The organism is Streptomyces sp. NPDC005931 (assembly GCF_042871235.1).
In the GTDB taxonomy this organism is placed as follows: Bacteria; Actinomycetota; Actinomycetes; order Streptomycetales; family Streptomycetaceae; genus Streptomyces.
Genome location: NZ_JBIAIG010000001.1, coordinates 751568 through 768936 on the forward strand (window position 1 = coordinate 751568; position 17369 = coordinate 768936).

The 17369-nt window shown below is 70.0% G+C and carries 17 protein-coding genes; 9 read left to right on the plus strand and 8 right to left on the minus strand.

Annotated elements, in window-relative coordinates; genetic code table 11:
* Positions 1-235: 235 nt before the first annotated feature.
* Entirely contained in the window at positions 236-1951 is a 1716-nt protein-coding gene (locus tag ACFYOV_RS03425; RefSeq protein WP_389082444.1) for a CDP-alcohol phosphatidyltransferase, read from the plus strand.
* A 32-nt stretch (positions 1952-1983) separates the two neighbouring features.
* On the opposite strand, the gene dusB is transcribed toward ACFYOV_RS03425, so the two are convergent.
* Positions 1984-3156 carry a tRNA dihydrouridine synthase DusB gene (gene dusB, locus ACFYOV_RS03430; RefSeq protein WP_389082199.1) on the minus strand — a complete coding sequence of 391 codons (1173 nt, stop codon included), beginning with the start codon at positions 3154-3156 and terminating at the stop codon, positions 1984-1986.
* Positions 3157-3293: 137 nt separating this feature from the next.
* On the opposite strand from dusB, the gene ACFYOV_RS03435 reads away from it, so the two are divergent.
* Positions 3294-3506, plus strand: a complete 213-nt coding sequence (locus ACFYOV_RS03435) for a hypothetical protein (RefSeq protein ID WP_389082202.1) — start codon at positions 3294-3296, stop codon at positions 3504-3506.
* On the opposite strand, the gene ACFYOV_RS03440 is transcribed toward ACFYOV_RS03435, so the two are convergent.
* The 3 genes from ACFYOV_RS03440 to ACFYOV_RS03450 form a co-directional block, all read right to left on the minus strand.
* Positions 3495-4088, minus strand: coding sequence for a TetR family transcriptional regulator (locus tag ACFYOV_RS03440; RefSeq protein WP_389082204.1), 594 nt, complete (start codon positions 4086-4088; stop codon positions 3495-3497). The two genes, ACFYOV_RS03435 and ACFYOV_RS03440, sit on opposite strands and share 12 nt — an antisense overlap.
* A 25-nt stretch (positions 4089-4113) precedes the next feature.
* Positions 4114-5139 carry an aldo/keto reductase gene (locus ACFYOV_RS03445; protein ID WP_389082206.1) on the minus strand — a complete coding sequence of 342 codons (1026 nt, stop codon included), beginning with the start codon at positions 5137-5139 and terminating at the stop codon, positions 4114-4116.
* Positions 5140-5427: 288 nt separating this feature from the next.
* Positions 5428-6849, minus strand: coding sequence for a hypothetical protein (locus ACFYOV_RS03450; protein ID WP_389082208.1), 1422 nt, complete (start codon positions 6847-6849; stop codon positions 5428-5430).
* A 461-nt stretch (positions 6850-7310) separates the two neighbouring features.
* Between ACFYOV_RS03450 and ACFYOV_RS03455 the strand changes: the two genes are divergently transcribed.
* The 3 genes from ACFYOV_RS03455 to ACFYOV_RS03465 all read left to right on the plus strand — a co-directional run bounded on the left by ACFYOV_RS03455 (position 7311) and on the right by ACFYOV_RS03465 (position 10570).
* Positions 7311-7604, plus strand: coding sequence for a lactococcin 972 family bacteriocin (locus ACFYOV_RS03455; protein WP_389082211.1), 294 nt, complete (start codon positions 7311-7313; stop codon positions 7602-7604).
* A 92-nt stretch (positions 7605-7696) separates the two neighbouring features.
* A complete protein-coding gene (locus ACFYOV_RS03460; protein WP_389082213.1) occupies positions 7697-9832 on the plus strand; it encodes a bacteriocin-associated integral membrane family protein in 2136 nt (711 codons plus the stop codon).
* Positions 9833-9874: 42 nt separating this feature from the next.
* A complete protein-coding gene (locus ACFYOV_RS03465) occupies positions 9875-10570 on the plus strand; it encodes an ABC transporter ATP-binding protein (RefSeq protein WP_389082215.1) in 696 nt (231 codons plus the stop codon).
* Positions 10571-10654: 84 nt separating this feature from the next.
* On the opposite strand, the gene ACFYOV_RS03470 is transcribed toward ACFYOV_RS03465, so the two are convergent.
* Positions 10655-12037, minus strand: a complete 1383-nt coding sequence (locus ACFYOV_RS03470; RefSeq protein ID WP_389082217.1) for a glycine--tRNA ligase — start codon at positions 12035-12037, stop codon at positions 10655-10657.
* Between the two features lie 172 nt (positions 12038-12209).
* On the opposite strand from ACFYOV_RS03470, the gene ACFYOV_RS03475 reads away from it, so the two are divergent.
* From ACFYOV_RS03475 to ACFYOV_RS03490, 4 genes are all read left to right on the plus strand, one after another.
* Positions 12210-13202: a metal ABC transporter substrate-binding protein gene (locus ACFYOV_RS03475; RefSeq protein WP_389082219.1), complete on the plus strand. Its 993-nt coding sequence runs from the start codon at positions 12210-12212 to the stop codon at positions 13200-13202.
* A gap of 23 nt (positions 13203-13225) precedes the next feature.
* A complete protein-coding gene (locus ACFYOV_RS03480; RefSeq protein ID WP_389082222.1) occupies positions 13226-13996 on the plus strand; it encodes a metal ABC transporter ATP-binding protein in 771 nt (256 codons plus the stop codon).
* Complete coding sequence (locus ACFYOV_RS03485) at positions 13996-14898, plus strand: metal ABC transporter permease (RefSeq protein ID WP_389082224.1); 903 nt, start codon at positions 13996-13998, stop codon at positions 14896-14898. The genes ACFYOV_RS03480 and ACFYOV_RS03485 overlap by 1 nt, the downstream gene beginning before the upstream one ends.
* Before the next feature lie 61 nt (positions 14899-14959).
* Positions 14960-15370 carry a Fur family transcriptional regulator gene (locus ACFYOV_RS03490; protein ID WP_389082227.1) on the plus strand — a complete coding sequence of 137 codons (411 nt, stop codon included), beginning with the start codon at positions 14960-14962 and terminating at the stop codon, positions 15368-15370.
* Positions 15371-15374: 4 nt separating this feature from the next.
* On the opposite strand, the gene ACFYOV_RS03495 is transcribed toward ACFYOV_RS03490, so the two are convergent.
* From ACFYOV_RS03495 to recO, 3 genes are read right to left on the minus strand one after another with little or no spacing between them, the layout of a single operon-like run.
* Positions 15375-15716: a hypothetical protein gene (locus ACFYOV_RS03495; RefSeq protein ID WP_389082230.1), complete on the minus strand. Its 342-nt coding sequence runs from the start codon at positions 15714-15716 to the stop codon at positions 15375-15377.
* 11 nt (positions 15717-15727) lie between these two features.
* A complete protein-coding gene (locus ACFYOV_RS03500; protein ID WP_389082232.1) occupies positions 15728-16561 on the minus strand; it encodes an isoprenyl transferase in 834 nt (277 codons plus the stop codon).
* A 41-nt stretch (positions 16562-16602) separates the two neighbouring features.
* Positions 16603-17349 (minus strand): DNA repair protein RecO, encoded by a 747-nt coding sequence (recO, locus tag ACFYOV_RS03505; RefSeq protein WP_389082234.1) that lies wholly within the window; start codon positions 17347-17349, stop codon positions 16603-16605.
* Between the last annotated feature and the right edge of the window lie 20 nt (positions 17350-17369).

Consider the following 17369-nt stretch of genomic DNA (forward strand, 5'->3'; position numbering starts at 1 on the left):
TGCGGACGACTCCGGGACACCGCCCCGCCGCGTTCCCGGACGTGCCGCGCAACAGACCACCCGTGGGTTGAACGCGCCGGTCACAGCGCCCGTACGGAACGACGGCGGACCCGGACCCCCACGCCGGGTCCGCCTCCTCACGGGCTCCGTACGGAAGGACCTCCAGGTGTCTCTCCTCGCACACCTGCGCCGCCCGCGACGACCGGCGGCAGCGGCGGAGCGGCGGCCCGCACCGCTGACGGCCGCAGCGGACCAGCAGTCCGCACCGCGGGCCCCCTCACCCCGTGCCCGCCTCGCACGTCTGCGCGCCGCGCATCCCCGGGTGGCCCGCGGCGTCCGCCGGGGCGGGCACGTCCTCGCCGCCGCACTCGTCGTCGGCGCCCTGCTGCTGCCGAACACCACCGATGCCCTGCGCCCGAGCCGGTTCACCCGGATCCCCGCCGAGGCGATCATCGGTGCCGTGGTGCTGCTCGGCCTGCCGCGCCGGCCGCGCATCGTCGTGGCCGCGCTGTACGGGGCGGGCCTCGGCGCCCTGACCGTGCTGAACCTGCTGGACATGGGGTTCACCGAGTACCTGGGCCGCAGGTTCAACCTCGTGCTCGACTGGGGCCTGCTCGACGACGCGCGGGCCTACGTCGAGGACTCGATGGGCGGCACGGCCGCCACCGCGGCCACCGTCGGCGCGGTCGTCCTCGTGCTGCTCCTGATCCTGGTGACGGCCCTCGCGACGGTACGGCTGAGCAACCTGCTGGACCGGCACCGCTCCCGGGCCACCCGGGGCGCGCTGATCGCCGGGACCGTGTGGATCACCTGCACCGCCCTCGGCCTCCAGCTCGCCGGGGTGCCGGTCGCCTCCGACCGGGCCGCGGGGGCGCTGAGGGCGCAGGCCCGGAGCGTGGTGAACACGTTGCGCGACGAGGCGGCGTTCGCCCGGGAGGCCCGCGCGGACACCTTCGGGGCCACACCGCCCGACCAGCTCCTGAGGGGCCTGCGGGGCAAGGACGTCGTCTTCGCGTTCATCGAGAGCTACGGCCGTACCGCCGTCGAGGACCCCCGCGTCGCCCCCGCCGTCACCCCCGTCCTCGACGCGCGCACCGACGCACTGGAGAAGGCCGGCTACCGGGCCCGCAGCGGCTGGCTGACCTCGGCGACCTTCGGCGGCAGCAGCTGGCTCGGCCACTCCACCGCCCTGTCCGGCCTGTGGGTCGACAACCAGCAGCGCTACCGCACCGTCACCGCGGGCGACCACCTCACCCTGACCAAGGCGTTCCGCAGGACCGGCGCCTGGGACACCGTCGGCATCATGCCCGGCGTGCAGAAGGGCTGGCCGGAGGCCGAGTGGTACGGCCTCGACAAGGTCTACGACGCCTTCCACCTCGGCTACCGGGGCCCGAAGTTCAGCTGGTCGACGATGCCGGACCAGTACGCCCTGGAGGCGTTCGAGCGCCTGGAGCACGGCCGGGAACGGGACCGGCCGCTGATGTCGGAGATCATCCTGACCTCCAGCCACCAGCCCTGGGCACCGATCCCGGAGCTCGTCGACTGGGAGGACCTCGGCGACGGCTCGGTCTTCGACGCCGTCCAACGGGCCGGCCGGACGTCCGCCGACGTCATCGCCGACAGCACCGAGTCCCGGCGGGAGTACGGCAGGTCGATCGTGTACTCGGTCACCAGCCTCACCCAGTGGCTCGAGCGCTACGGCACCGACGACACCGTGCTGGTCTTCCTCGGCGACCACCAGCCCATCGCCCGCGTCAGCGGCCCCCGCGCCAGCCGCGACGTGCCCGTGTCGATCGTCGCCAAGGACCCGGAGGTGCTGGAGCGGATCGACGGCTGGCACTGGACGGAGGGGCTCCGGCCCGCGCAGGACGCACCGGTGTGGCGGATGAGCGCCTTCCGCGACCGCTTCCTGACCGCCTACGGCTCCACCCCGCACCCGAGGAGGGACTGACCCCCTCCCGGAGCCGGAGCGCCGAGAACGGGTCAGCCGCCGGAGGTGTCCAGTTCCGCGTCCTCGCCGACGCCGGCGCAGTCGTACGGGTCCTTCAGCCAGCCGTCCGGCAGCACCACGCGGTTGTTGCCGGACGTGCGGCCGCGCGGACCGTCCGCACCGGCCGGCCACGGCTGGTCCAGGTCCAGCTCGTCGAGCCCGGCCCGCAGTTCCGCCAGTGAGGAGGTGATCGCGAGCCGCTTGCGCATCTCGGAGCCGACCGCGAAGCCCTTGAGGTACCAGGCGACGTGCTTGCGGAAGTCGATCACCCCGCGCGCCTCGTCGCCGATCCACTCGCCGAGCAGCGTGGCGTGCCGCACCATCACGTCGGCGACCTCGCGCAGGCCGGGCCGGGCGATGTCGTCGGTGCGGCCCTCGAAGGCGGCCACCAGGTCGGCGAACAGCCAGGGCCGCCCCAGGCAGCCCCGCCCGACCACGACCCCGTCGCAGCCGGTCTCGCGCACCATGCGCAGGGCGTCCTCGGCCGACCAGATGTCGCCGTTGCCGAGCACCGGGATCTCGGGCACGTGCTCCTTGAGGCGGGCGATGGCGTCCCAGTCGGCGGTGCCGCCGTAGTGCTGGGCGGCGGTGCGGCCGTGCAGGGCGATGGCGGTGACCCCCTCCTCGACGGCGATCCGGCCGGCGTCGAGATACGTGAGGTGGTCGTCGTCGATGCCCTTGCGCATCTTCATGGTGACGGGGAGGTCCCCGGCCCCGCTGACGGCCTCGCGCAGGATGGCGCGCAGCAGGTTCCGCTTGAACGGCAGCGCGGAGCCCCCGCCCTTGCGCGTGACCTTGGGCACGGGGCAGCCGAAGTTGAGGTCGATGTGGTCGGCGAGGTCCTCCTCCGCGATCATGCGGACGGCCTTGCCGACGGTCCCCGGGTCGACGCCGTACAGCTGGATGGAGCGCGGCTTCTCGCTCTGGTCGAACGTGATCAGCTGCATGGTCTTGTCGTTGCGCTCGACCAGTGCCCGGGTCGTGATCATCTCGCTGACGAACAGGCCCTTGCCGCCGCTGAACTCCCGGCACAGGGTGCGGAAGGGCGCATTGGTGATCCCGGCCATGGGGGCGAGCACGACGGGCGGCCGGACGGTGTGCGGGCCGATCGTCAGGGTCGAGGTCGCGGTGGGCGTGGGCATGGGCATGGCCCCATTGTCCCGCATGGCGCGGAGTGGACGGCACGACCCTGAGCGCCTGCCCCCCGCCCTCCCGCCGGGTGGCGTGGATGCTGCACACTCCATGTCGGCCCCGAACCGGGGCACAAGAACGGCGACACCCGAACCCTGATGCCGGAGGCACCATGCCGCAGATCGACACCAGCGAGGTCAGCCGGTGGGACCAGCACGGACGGCGGCACGTGGTGCGGGTCTCGCGCACCGGTGTGCAGCGCACGATCAGCTGCGACACCTGCGGGTGGCGCCGCGGAGCGCAGTTCCTGCCGTGGCTGAAGGCCCGGGACCATCTGGCCGAGGCCCACCAGGCGACGGTGGATCCGGCGGGTTCAGCCCCGTAGGCCGCGCACCACCAGGTCCACGACCGCTTCGAACTCCGCGTCGGTGCCGGGCTGTTCCCAGTCCTTGGCGTAGCAGGGGTCGTGGAAGCGGCCGGTGGCCTGGAAGACCGCGCGGGCCGTGGTGACCGGGTCGGCGGCGGCCGTGAAGGCGCCGGACGCGGCGCCCGCCTCCAGGATGCGGGTCAGCTGAGCGGTGAGGTCGGCGATGTGCTCGCCGACCGCCTCGCCGTTCTCACCGGTGAGCACCATGTAGGTGGCGAACAGTTCGGGGTCGTCGCCCGCCTTGCGCCGCTTGGCGTCGAACAGGGTGAGCAGCCAGGCGCGCAGGCGCGCCTCCGGGTCCCTCTCCTCGTCGGCCGCGATCCCGGCCAGCGCCTCGGAGGTGCGGTCCAGCCAGCGCTTGGTGACCGCCTCGCGCAGCGCCGCCTTGGTGCGGAAGTGCCGGTAGACGCTGCCGTGGCTGACGCCGAGCGCGCGGGCCACGTCGACCACGGTGGCCTTGGCCGGGCCGTGGCGGCGCAGCACCTCCTCCGTGGCTTCGAGGATGCGCTCGGCGGTCAGGGTCTCGCTGGTCGATGGCATGAGGTGACGGTACCCGGCCCCCGGGTCAGCGTTCGCTGTCGAGGTCCGCCATCTGCGGTGCCGCGTACCGCTCGCCGGCGGCGGCGTCGGCCGGCACGGCCTCCTCGACGGCGGCGAGGTCGGCCGCGTCGAGGACGACGTCCAGCGCGCCGAGGGACTCCTCGAGCCGCTCCCGGGTGCGGGCGCCGACCAGCGGGACGATGTCCTCGCCCCGGGACAGCACCCAGGCGATCGCGGTCTGGGCAACGGTGACGCCCTTGTGCCAGGCGATCTCGCGCAGCGCCTCCACCAGCTTCAGGTTGTGCCGGAGGTTCTCGCCCTGGAAGCGCGGGGAGTGGGCACGGAAGTCGTGCGCGGCCAGGTGCCGGTCGGCGGAGAAGTGGCCGGAGATCAGGCCGCGCGACAGCACGCCGTACGCGGTGACGCCGATGCCCAGCTCACGGGTGGTCGGCAGGATGTCGGCCTCGATGCCGCGCGAGATCAGCGAGTACTCGATCTGGAGGTCGGCGATGGGGGCGGTGGCGGCGGCCCGGCGGATGGTCTCGGCGCCGACCTCGCTGAGGCCGATGTGCCGGACGTACCCCTTCTCCACCAGCTCGGCGATCGCGCCGACGGTCTCCTCGATCGGCACGGCCGGGTCGAGACGGGCGATGCGGTAGACGTCGATGTGGTCGACGCCGAGGCGCTGGAGCGAGTAGGCGGCGAAGTTCCGTACGGCCTCCGGACGGCCGTCGTAGCCGAGCCAGTCGCCGTCGGGGCCGCGCAGCGCGCCGAACTTCACGCTGGTGAGCGCCTGTTCCCGAAGTGCGGCGGGGGCGGTGCGCAGGGCCTCGCCGATCAGCAGCTCGTTGTGGCCCATGCCGTAGAAGTCGCCGGTGTCGAGCAGGGTCACCCCGGCCTCCAGGGCGGCGTGGACGGTCGCGACGGACTCGGCACGGTCGGCGTCGCCGTACAGGGCGGACATGCCCATGCAGCCCAGGCCGAGGGCGGAGACACGGGGGCCGGTGGCGCCGAGGGCGCGGAAGGACTGGATACGCGTGGTCGTCGTCATGCCCTCACTCTGACATGACGACTGACAGATTTCAATATCTGTCAGTCGTCATTCGTCACCCCGGCGACCGCACCGGGGAGGACGGCATGGACACTGCGTGAAGGGCCACCCATCCGGCGGAGACGTGCGGGGCCGACGAGTGTCGCCGCCCCTGGTCGACGATGCGGTGGCGGCACTGCGGCACGTCCCTCGGAGCCCGACGACGTGGTTGATCGATGGGGACGACGCGAAGCACTGGACCTATGGCGACAACGTCGAGCGACTCCAGGACCGCTGCCGGGGACAGCCTCAGGAATGGCGCCCGGACGGCAACGGAGCGGACTCGAGTCGTTCGTACACGGCCAGCCTGCGGCCCCGGACCTGTTCGTCGGCCACGAGCCTGAAGTACCTCTTCAACACGGAGGCCTTCATCCGGTCCCGTTCCCCCGTGACCGGCCTGGCCACGGACGGTGCGTCCGTCACCAACAGGATCCGCTCCTGCAGCAGCATCGCGGCACGTATGCGCTCCGGGCTCGCCTCGACCCCCTTGAGGGTCGCGGACTTCACCGGGCTCTCGGCGAGGGCGACGTCCCGCAGTCCGACGAAGGCGTCCGGTGAGACGGACCGGGTGTCTCGGCGGGCCGACGGGAGGAAGAGCACCGCGTTGCCGGTCTCCTTCGTCCGCCGCACGTCCGAAGTGATCGCCACGACGTCGTCCACCCGGCTTTCCGGTGATCGCTTCGCCAGCGACTGCGGCATCAGAGCGGCCATGGCCACGGCGACCACCGCGGGCAGGATCCACTTCGACGCACTCCGACTCCGGGCCCCGACCGCCCGAGCTGCCGCGCCGATGACGGCGCCGATCAGCAACGCCAGGCCGAGCAGGCTGTAGAGAACGTACCGGTCCAGGAACAGCGGCTGCACCAAGGACAGTGCCAGCAGGCCGATCTGAGGCACCGCCAGCAACGGCAGCCCGACGGCAGCCACGGATATTCGACCCGGCTGCGGCCGGTCGAGCAGCGCGCCGACCCCGCCGATCGCCAGCAGCACCGCGGGGCCGATCAGCATGTGCCAGGTCAGTGGCGGTATCCATGAGACCTGGGCCGACTGGCCTCGGCTGAACACGATGAGCGGCAGCACGCACACCACGGCGGCGGCGGAGGCCGCCGTCCAGCGTGTCAGGACGTCGCGCCGGGCGCGGCACCAGAGGAGAGTCGCCAGGTGGGCCGGAAGGATCATCAGCGAGAGCCAGTTCAGCAGTCCCATCAGCACGACGGTGGTGCCGTACGCGGCCCAGTGCAGCCCGCGGACGCGCCTCTGCAACGCGCTCACGAGGAGCAAGGTGGACATGCCGGCTCCGGCTGCCACACATGCGTACGGCCGCCCTTCCTGGAGGTAGAACTGCACCGCCGGCAGCAGACCCAGCGCCAGCCCCGCCGCCGATCCCACCCACACGCCCGCCAGCCGGTGCCCGATGACGGCCACGCACCCCGCCGCCACGGCCATGGCCAGCACGGAGGGCACCCGCAGCGTGGTGGTGCTGGCGCCGAAGCACTCGAACAGTGCGTGCATCAGCAGGTAGTAACAGCCGTGCACCACGTCGACGTTCTCCAGCATGCGGCAGATGTCGGCCGTGGAACGCTGGGCCACCTGCCAGGTCGCGGCCTCGTCCCGCCACACACTGCCCTGCCGCGACAGCCCCCACAGGCCGAGGGTGACCGTCCACAGCACCGGAAGGACCCAGACGGGAACGGTGCGACGCCGAGCGGCGGCCTCAGCCGCCGGGGACGTTGCTCCAGCCCTCCGACAGCGAGGTAACGAACGCAAGGTGGGGTCGATCGACATCAAAGAGGGCTTCCAGAGCGGGAGTTGTGGTGGAGCTGTCTCACCGGCCGTTCACTGACCATGATCCGCAAGCACCCTAACGCTCCTGCACTGCTTTATGAATGTTGCGCCTGTCTCACCGGTCCGCACAGGGCTGCGATGCAAGCGACGAGCTCGTTACCCCCAGGTAGCACATTCAGGCCACCGTCCTGATCTTGATCATCTTCTTTCCGTCAGCCTTCCGGCGGTAACCGCCGGTTCTGGTCAACTTATCCGGCGAAAATCACCCAGGTGTTGCCCTCCTGCCGCCTTCTCGATCAAGGTCGTCGCTCGTTAGATCAATCCCGTTCCCGAGAGGTGGTTAAGAAATGAACAAGAGAAATGTGATGAAGGCTACTGTCGCGTCCGCCGCGCTCCTCTTCGCCGCGGCCACTCCGGCCATCGCCACGACCGTCGACGTTGCCGGCGGAAAGTGGAGCTACGACGAGGGCGCCAATTCGGCGTGGTCGAACTACAAGCACCCGAAGAACCGGCACGCCTCCTCGGTGAAGATCGGCAGTCAGACCTTCAAGAGCGGCTGCACGGCTGCGGGTCAGTGGTCTTTGGCCTCGGGCTCCAAGAACGGCGGCGGGATCTCGTACTACTACGACCCGAGCTGCTGATCCTGGTCATCTGATTCGCCCTCAGCGGCGGGTGCGAGCCCTTCTCGCCCCGCCGCTTTCCCAAGCAATTCAATCATTCGACCTTCTCGGACGTGCTCACCGAGCGCCCTCACCTTAGGTTCCAGATGCTGCATCGAGGCATAAGATTTGTTCACGCCGCCGTCTTGGCCTTCTCCGCAGCGCTGACTTTCATGTTCGTGCGAGGGCTGGACGACACTTCGGTGCTGGGGAATTCGGCTCTGGTCGACGTCGTCGACACCGATGGTTCCACCAACGGAGCCCGGGTCATCCACGCCGTCGAGTCCTTCTCGGCCGAGCGGGGAATCGGAGTGGCTCGTGAGGTCGCGGATCTGAGAAACCCCGACGGTCGTCGGCATCTGTACATGGCCCCGGGCAGACCCGGTTCCATGACGGCGGCGTGGCTGGACGAAGGATATCCTGCGTTCAGCAGGAACTACGAAACACGTGTCCATCCGATCTCCGAGATCCGACATCAGGACCCACGAGGCTCCTACTACGTCTTCGGACCACACGCGTCTGCCGATGCCCTGGTGGCCGAGTTGCGCGGCCTCGGTCTCACCACACAGGTGACGCATCCCCTGTCGTACGCGGAGTTGGCCGACCGCTACGCGGATGATCCCCTGATCCGGGCCCTGTGTGTGGTCGCCCTCGCGGCACTGGCGATGACCGGTGCGAGCGTGCTGCTCAACACCAAGACGTACGGGATCCTGCGCATGCAGGGCATGTCCCTTCCGGGCATACTTCTGCGCGATCTGCGTGGCCTGGTGGTCTTTTGGCTCGCCTCGGCCGGCACCGTGGCCGTGACGTCACTCGTTGTGCTCGGCTTCTACAACGGATTCGCCTGGCTGGGGCTTTTCGCCGCTGTGGCCGCGGTGGTCGCCGCCCTCCTGACCGTCCTGGTGGTCGCGACGCACGCGGCAGTGCTCTCGCTGACCTTCAGGGTGGGCATACTGCGCGCGCTCAAGGGTGAACTGCCTTCGCGCGCCGCGTCCGTCAGCGTCTACCTCGTACGGATCCCCGCACTGCTGCTGGCGCTCGGCATCGCCACGAACGTCACCGTCGCGGGCCGGGACGTCATGATGCGTCTTGACAACCGCGACGTCTACGACACCGTGGGTGATGCGGTCTCCATCCGTCTCAGCGGCGCGTTCGCCATGCACACCGACCAACTGGACGCCCATGTGGGGCCGTGGCTGCGTGAAGCCGACAAGCGCGGCGACATCGTCCTCGCCGGACGCAGAGACCTCCAGGTGTCCGCCCCCGGTGCACGTCTACCACCCGGCGAAATCCTCATCGTCAACGACACGTATCTCGAGAAGCAGCCGGTTCTCGACCCGGCGGGGAAGCGGTACGCGTCCGAGGCCCGGACCGGCGAGGCACCCGACGCACGCCCGGTGCGCGTCATCATCCCCGCATCCCTGTCCACGCACACTGCGGCGATCAAGGAGGCGGCATCCGACATCATCGATCAGGGCCGCAGCCGGAACATCCCTCTCAAGATCTTGCACAGCAGCACGGGGCAGAGTCTCTTCGGGTACAACACCGGGGCCTACGCCTACAGTTCGGCCCATGGGCCGGAGGAGGACAGGTCCATGGTGCGCGATCCGGTCCTTCTTGCCGTCCCCAACGGTTCGCACCTCCTCAGCGATGACGCCTACACGACGTATGCCACGCAGGCGGGAGTCGTCTTCCCGGACCCGAACGACGTGATGAGTGGTATCGAGGCACACAAGCTGCAGAGCTACATCAGCGCCATGAGTCCTGTCGGCCAGAAGACCGCCCTGGACCTCCGGAACGCGGTGAACGAACTGCGACTGCAGATGTTCAACCTCATCGTCGCCGTGATGGTTCTGCTGATCGCCGGCGTCGGCGTCTGCATCATCTACTCCCGCAAGAATGCGCAGACCATTTTCGTCCGGCACTTCAGTGGATGGCGGTACGTGGCCATCCATCGCTTCATCATCATCGTGGAAGCGGCGATCGCGGTCGTCTTCGCCACGAGAGTCCCTTTTGAGGCGTGGCAGCAGAGACAGGAACTGAAGGAATTGGCGGCCCTCGGGGCGCCCGCTCCCTTCCAGCCGACGCACCTCACCGGGCTGGACATCGGTGTCCTCACCGGACTGGTCGCTTTCGAATTCGGGGCGGTGTTGCTCGCTCTCGCGTTCTTCCATCGCCGGATCGTGAAGGAGGGGGCGACCGCCGGGTGAACCCTTCCAACCTCGGAGACCTTCAGCAAGCCGGAGCATGGTGTGATATCAGTCGAAAATCTGTCCAAAACCTTCGACGCCCGGGTCCTGTGGCGCGACGTGCATTTCACGGTCGACCGCGGTGAGATGCTCGCCCTCGTCGGTCCGAGTGGATCGGGCAAGTCGACGCTCCTCCACTGCCTCGGGCTGCTGGAGAGACCGACCGGCGGGACCATCCGATACGAGGGGAAGGACATCACCCGGTTCGGGAGAGGCGAGATCCGCCGCTTCCGCCGCGACAGTCTCGGCCATCTGTTCCAGCACTATGCCCTGATCGAGAACGCCACCATCGACGAGAATCTCGAAGTGGCCGCGAGCATACGGCGATCATCGCGAGGCAAGGGTGGCTCGGCCATGGCGGAGGCGCTTGAGCGCGTGGGCCTGGCGGGGCGCGGCACGGAGCGGATCCACCGACTCAGCGGAGGCGAGCAGCAACGCGTGGCCCTGGCCCGCCTCATGATCGCGCGGCCGGCACTGGTGCTGGCGGACGAGCCCACAGGCGCCCTCGACGAGGTCAATGCCACCGCCGTCGTCGACATCCTCCGAGACATGAGCGAGCGGGGCTGCGCCGTGGTCGTCGCCACACATGACGCCGCTGTCCGGGACCGATGCGATGCCGTGTTCGCCGTGCACGAGTCGTCGCTTGATGCCCCCCGGCGGGACGCGATCACTTCCCCAGCAGCGCCGTCCGGTCGCTGACCGCAACGAACGCCGGGCGGGCTGATCACTCAGCCCGCCCGGCGTTCGGCGTTCGCTCACCGACCGACCGAGTCCGTCAGGGACCTAGCAGCCGATCAGACGCGAGGCCAGGTAGCCCTCGATCTGGTCCAGGGAGACGCGCTCCTGCTTCATCGAGTCGCGCTCGCGCACCGTCACCGCGTCGTCGTCGAGCGTGTCGAAGTCGACGGTGACGCAGAACGGCGTACCGATCTCGTCCTGGCGGCGGTAGCGGCGGCCGATGGCGCCGGCGTCGTCGAACTCGATGTTCCAGTGCCGGCGCAGGGTCTGCGCGAGACCCTTGGCCTTCGGCGACAGCTCCGGGTTGCGGGACAGCGGCAGGACCGCCACCTTCACCGGGGCCAGGCGGTGGTCGAGGCGCAGCACCGTGCGCTTCTCCATCTTGCCCTTGGCGTTCGGCGCCTCGTCCTCGACGTAGGCGTCGAGCAGGAACGCCAGCATCGCCCGGCCGACACCGGCCGCCGGCTCGATGACGTACGGCGTCCAGCGCTCGCCGGCCTCCTGGTCGAAGTAGGAGAGGTCCTGGCCGGACGCCTTGGAGTGGGCCGACAGGTCGTAGTCGGTGCGGTTGGCGACGCCCTCCAGCTCACCCCACTCGTTGCCGCCGAAGTTGAAGCGGTACTCGATGTCGGCGGTGCGCTTGGAGTAATGGGAGAGCTTCTCCTTCGGGTGCTCGTACCACCGCATGTTCTCCTCGCGCAGGCCCAGGCCGGTGTACCAGTTCCAGCGCTGCTCCATCCAGTACTCCTGCCACGTCTCGTCCTCGCCCGGCTTGACGAAGAACTCCATCTCCATCTGCTCGAACTCGCGGGTGCGGAAGATGAAGTTGCCGGGCGTGATCTCGTTGCGGAAGGACTTGCCCATCTGGGCGATGCCGAACGGCGGCTTGCGGCGCGAAGTGGTCTGCACCTGGGCGAAGTTGGTGAAGATGCCCTGGGCGGTCTCGGGGCGCAGGTAGGCGATGGAGCCGGAGTCCTGCGTCGGGCCAAGGTGCGTGGACAGCAGGCCCGAGAACTGCTTGGGCTCGGTGAACTGGCCCTTGTTGCCGCAGTTGGGGCAGTTGACGTCCGCGAGGCCGTTCTCGGGCACGCGGCCGTGCTTGGCCTCGTAGGCCTCCTCGAGGTGGTCCGCGCGGAACCGCTTGTGACACGCGGTGCACTCGGTCAGCGGGTCCGTGAAGGTGGCGACGTGGCCGGAGGCGACCCAGACCTCGGGGGCCAGGATCACGGACGAGTCGATACCGACGACGTCCTCGCGCGACGTCACCATGTAGCGCCACCACTGGCGCTTGAGGTTCTCCTTGAGCTCGACACCCAGCGGCCCGTAGTCCCAGGCGGCACGCTGGCCGCCGTAGATCTCACTGCAGGGGAATACGAAGCCACGGCGCTTGCTCAGGCTGACGATGGTGTCGATCTTGTCGGCGGCCACGGTGCTCTCTTCATTACGACGACGGGCGACGAAGCGAGATGCTTCCAGCGAATGCTTCAGGTTACCGGCGTGGCCTGCCCCTCGACCAAATCGGTCCCCGCCATCGGTCCCCGCCGTGGACGTCCCGCCTACTTGTTGACAACGGTTTCCATATTTGTTGAAAATGACTGTCATGAACGTACGACGACGCCTCATACCCGCCGCGGCGGTGACCGCGGTCACCGCTCTCGGCCTCGGCACCCTCTCCGCCTGCTCCTCCGACAGCGCAGCCGCGGGCAACACCGAGAAGTTCGACGTCGTCGCCTCCTTCTACCCGATGGCGTTCCTCGCCGAGCAGATCGGCGGCGACCACGCGAACGTCACCAGTCTCACCGAGCCCGGCCAGGAACCGCACGACCTGGAGATCAGCGCCCGGCAGACCGCGCAGCTCCAGGAGTCCGACGCGGCGCTCTACCTCAAGGGCCTCCAGCCCACCGTCGACGAGGCCATCGGCCAGTCCGGGGTGAAGACGAAGATCGACGCCGCCACCCTGACCTCCCTCGAGGCGCACGGCACCGAGGCCGGCGGCCACGAGGACGAGCACGCCGGGGAGTCCGCCGACGAACACGGCCACGAGGACGAGCACGGCCACGAGCAGGACGGCGGCCAGGATCCCCACATCTGGCTGGACCCGGTCAAGTACGCCGAGGTCGCCGAGGGCGTCGGCAAGGCCTTCGAGAAGGCCGACCCCGACCACGCCGCCGACTACCGCAAGAACACCGAGGCCCTGGTCGGCAAGCTCAAGGCCCTCGACAGCGAGTTCGAGACCGGCCTGAAGAACAAGAAGAGCGACGTCTTCGTCACCACCCACGCCGCCTTCGGCTACCTCGCCGAGCGCTACGGCCTGATCGAGGAGGCCATCAACGGCCTCGACCCCGACTCCGAGCCCAGCGGCGCCCGCGTGAAGGAACTCGGGAAGACGGCCAAGGCCGACGGCGTGACCACCGTCTTCTACGAGACGCTGGTCAGCGACAGGACGGCGAAGACCCTCGCCGCCGACACCGGGCTGAGGACGGACGTGCTCGACCCGATCGAGGGCATCACCGAAAAGTCCCGCGGCGACGACTACTTCGAGGTCATGAGGTCCAACCTCAAGGCTCTCCAGACGGCTCTGGGAGCCAAGTGACCGACTCACGAACGGAGGACGGCATGACCACCGAGCCCGTCATCTCCCTGCGCGGCGTCCGCGCCGAGCTGGGCTCGCGCCCCGTCCTGCGCGGCATCGACCTCACCGTGCGCCGCGGTGAGGTCGTCGCACTGCTCGGGGCCAATGGCTCCGGCAAGTCGACGGCCGTGCGCAGCGTCATCGGCCAGGTGCCGGTCGGTGCGGGCGAGATCGAGCTGTTCGGCATCCCGCAGCGCCGGTTCCGCGACTGGGCGCGGGTGGGCTACGTCCCGCAGCGCACCACGGCCGCGGGCGGCGTGCCCGCCACGGTGACCGAGGTCGTCTCCTCGGGCCGTCTCTCGCGCAGCCGCTTCGGCGTCTTCCGCAGGGCCGACCGCGAGGCCGTCCGCCACGCCCTGGAGCTCGTCGGCATGGCCGACCGGGCCAAGGACTCCGTCGACGCCCTCTCCGGCGGTCAGCACCAGCGGGTCCTGATCGCCCGTGCGCTCGCCGCCGGACCCGAACTGCTGATCATGGACGAGCCGATGGCGGGCGTGGACCTGGCCAGCCAGGAGGTCCTCGCCGAAACGCTTCGCCGCCAGGTCTCCGAGGGCGCCACCGTCCTGCTGGTGCTGCACGAGCTGGGCCCGCTGGAGCCCCTGATCGACCGGGCGGTCGTCCTGCGCGACGGCTGTGTGACGCACGACGGCCCGCCCCCGAAGGCGGTCGGCCAGCACGCGCTGCCCGGCCACGACCACGTACACCCGCACGCACCGGCGGGCGCCGAACCGATCCGCACGGGACTGCTGAGCTGATGGAGATCCTGAACTACGCCTTCATGCAGCGGGCGCTGCTCGCCGCCGTCCTGGTCGGCATCACCGCACCCGCCGTCGGCGTCTACCTGGTGCAGCGCCGCCAGGCCCTCATGGGCGACGGCATCGGCCACGTCGCCATGACCGGCGTCGGCCTGGGCTTCCTGCTCAGCTGGTCCCCGGTGTGGATGGCGACCCTGGTGTCCGTCCTCGGCGCCGTCCTCATGGAGCTCATCCGCTGGTACGGCAGGACGCGCGGCGACATCGCCCTCGCGATGCTCTTCTACGGCGGCATGGCGGGCGGTGTCATGTTCATCAACCTCGCCCCGACCGGCTCCAACGCGAACCTCACCTCGTACCTCTTCGGCTCCCTGTCCACGGTGAGCGAGTCCGACGTCACGGCGATCTGCCTGCTCGCGGCGTTCGTGGTGCTGGTCACCGTCGGCCTGCGCCGCCAGCTGTTCGCGGTCAGCCAGGACGAGGAGTTCGCGCGGGTCACGGGCCTGCCGGTGCGCGCCCTGAACCTGCTCACCGCGGTCACCGCGGCGGTCACGGTGACGGTGGCGATGCGCGTGGTCGGCCTGTTGCTGGTCTCGGCGCTGATGGTGGTGCCGGTCGCGGCGGCCCAGCAGCTCAGCCGCAGCTTCGCCGCCACCTTCGCGATCGCCGTCGCCATCGGCGTGAGCGTCACCATCGGCGGCACCGTCACCTCGTACTACCAGGACGTGCCGCCCGGCGCGACGATCGTGCTGCTGACGATCGGCGCGTTCATCGCCCTGACCGTGCTGGCCGCCCCGCTCGCCCGCCGCCGCGCCCGGGCGCTGGCCGCCGCGCAACCCGCCGGCGACCCCGCCGAGTGCGCGATTCCGGCCAGCCGGAAGTCCGGCGGCGAGGTCGGCGTCTGACCCGCCCGTGCCCGGACTGGCACAATGGCCCGGGCACAGCCAGACGTGAGGAGGCAATCCGGTGACGACCGCAGGACCGCCCGTGAAGGGCCGCGCCACCCGGCAGCGTGCCGCAGTGGCGGCTGCGCTCCAGGAGGTCGACGAGTTCCGCAGCGCGCAGGAGCTCCACGACATGCTGAAGCACAAGGGCGACTCGGTCGGTCTCACCACCGTCTACCGCACGCTGCAGTCCCTCGCCGACGCCGGCGAGGTCGACGTCCTGCGCACCGCCGACGGCGAGTCCGTCTACCGCCGCTGCTCCACCGAGGACCATCACCACCACCTGGTCTGCCGCACCTGCGGCAAGGCGGTCGAGGTAGAGGGCCCGGCCGTGGAGAAGTGGGCGGAGGCCGTCGCCGCGGAACACGGCTACGTGAACGTGGCCCACACCGTGGAGATCTTCGGTACCTGCGCGGAGTGCGCCGCACGGTGAGCGGTCAGCCCCGGTCGACGCAGGTGTAGGTGCCGTCGGCCCCACGGCCCACGCTGTCGTACGACCAGCAGTGGAGCATCGGCGCGAGCGTCCACAGCCGCAGCGCCACCAGGCCGACGAGGACGGCGGCGGCCGTCCGGCCCGCGTACGACCGCCGGCCGGCGAGTGCCACCCCGCCGGCCGCCGCCATCGCCGCGAGGACCAGCAGGTACACGGCGAGCGGCGCAAGGTTCTCCCGCAGCCCGTGGAACGCCTCCATCTCGACGGTGGCACCGAAGCTCAGCAGCACGACGAGCGCGGCGAGCGCGAACACCGCGCCCGCCGCACACCCCCGGGCGGCACCCACCCGCGGGCCCCCTACGCCTGCCGGCCCTCCATGGCCAGCAACTCCTCGTTCGGGATCGCACCGCCGAAGCGGCGGTCCCGCGAGGCGAATTCCAGACAGGCCCGCCACAGGTCGCGCCGGTCGAAGTCGGGCCACAGGACGTCCTGGAAGACCATCTCCGCGTAGGCGCTCTGCCACAGCAGGTAGTTGGAGGTGCGCTGCTCCCCGCTGGGCCGCAGGAAGAGGTCCACGTCCGGCATGTCCGGGTAGTACATGTACCTCTGCAGTGTCTTCTCGTTGACCTTGGCCGGGTCGAGCCGCCCCGCCCGCACGTCCTCGGCCAGCGCCTTGGCCGCGTCGGCGATCTCCGCCCGCCCGCCGTAGTTCATGCAGAAGTACAGGGTCAGCCGGTCGTTGTCCTTGGTCTGCTCCTGCGCCACCTGGAGTTCCTTGGCGACCGACTTCCACAGCTTGGGCATCCGGCCCACCCAGCGCACCCGGATGCCGAGCTCGTCGAGCTGGTCACGGGTCCTGCGGATGAAGTCACGGTTGAAGTTCATCAGGAAGCGCACCTCGTCCGGCGACCGCTTCCAGTTCTCCGTGGAGAAGGCGTACAGGGAGATCGCCCCCACGCCCATCTCGATCCCGCCCTGGAGCACGTCCAGCACCCGCTCGGCGCCGACCTTGTGCCCCTCGGTGCGCGGCAGGCCCCGCTCCTTGGCCCAGCGGCCGTTGCCGTCCATGACGATCGCCACATGGTTCGGGACCAGCTCCCCGGGGAGCTTCGGCGGCCGCGCGCCGGAAGGGTGCGGTTCCGGCGTCCTGTACTCCCGGCGCTGACGCCCCAGGAACCCACGTACGGCCATGTGTCTCTCGTCTCCCTCAGCTCGTGGTGCTTCGGCTCTGGTCACTTCTCGACGTACCGCAGGGAACGCAGCCCGCGCTCCAGGTGCCAGTGCAGGTAAGCGGACACCAGCCCGCTCCCCTCCCGCACGTACCGCGCCTCGCACGCGTCCGCGGTCTCCCAGTCTCCCGTGAGCAGCGCGCCGAGCAGTTCCAGTGCCTGCGGCGAGGGTACGACGCTGCCGGGCACCCGGCAGTCGACGCAGACGGAACCGCCCGACGCCACGGAGAAGAACCGGTTCGGACCGGGCAGCCCGCACTTCGCGCAGTCGCCGAAGCTCGGGGCGTAGCCGTTCACGGCGAGGGAGCGCAGCAGGAACGCGTCCAGCACGAGGTGCGGGGCGTGCTCACCGCGGGCGAGTGTCCGCAGGGCCCCGACCAGCAGCAGGTACTGCTGCACCGCCGGCTCGCCCTCGTGGTCGGTGAACCGCTCGGCGGTCTCCAGCATGGCCGTCCCGGCGGTGTAGCGGGCGTAGTCGGTGACGATCCCGCCGCCGTACGGCGCGATGGTCTCGCTCTGCGTGCACAGCGGCAGTCCGCGCCCGACCAGCTCGCTCCCCTTGGCGAAGAACTGCACGTCCACGTGCGAGAACGGCTCGAGGCGCGCACCGAACTTGGACTTCGTCCGGCGCACGCCCCTGGCCACGGCGCGTACGCGTCCGTGACCGCGCGTGAGCAGCGTGATGATCCGGTCCGCCTCACCCAGCTTCTGGGTGCGCAGCACGATGCCGTCGTCGCGGAACAGGCTCATGCCGTCCATTCTCGCGTACC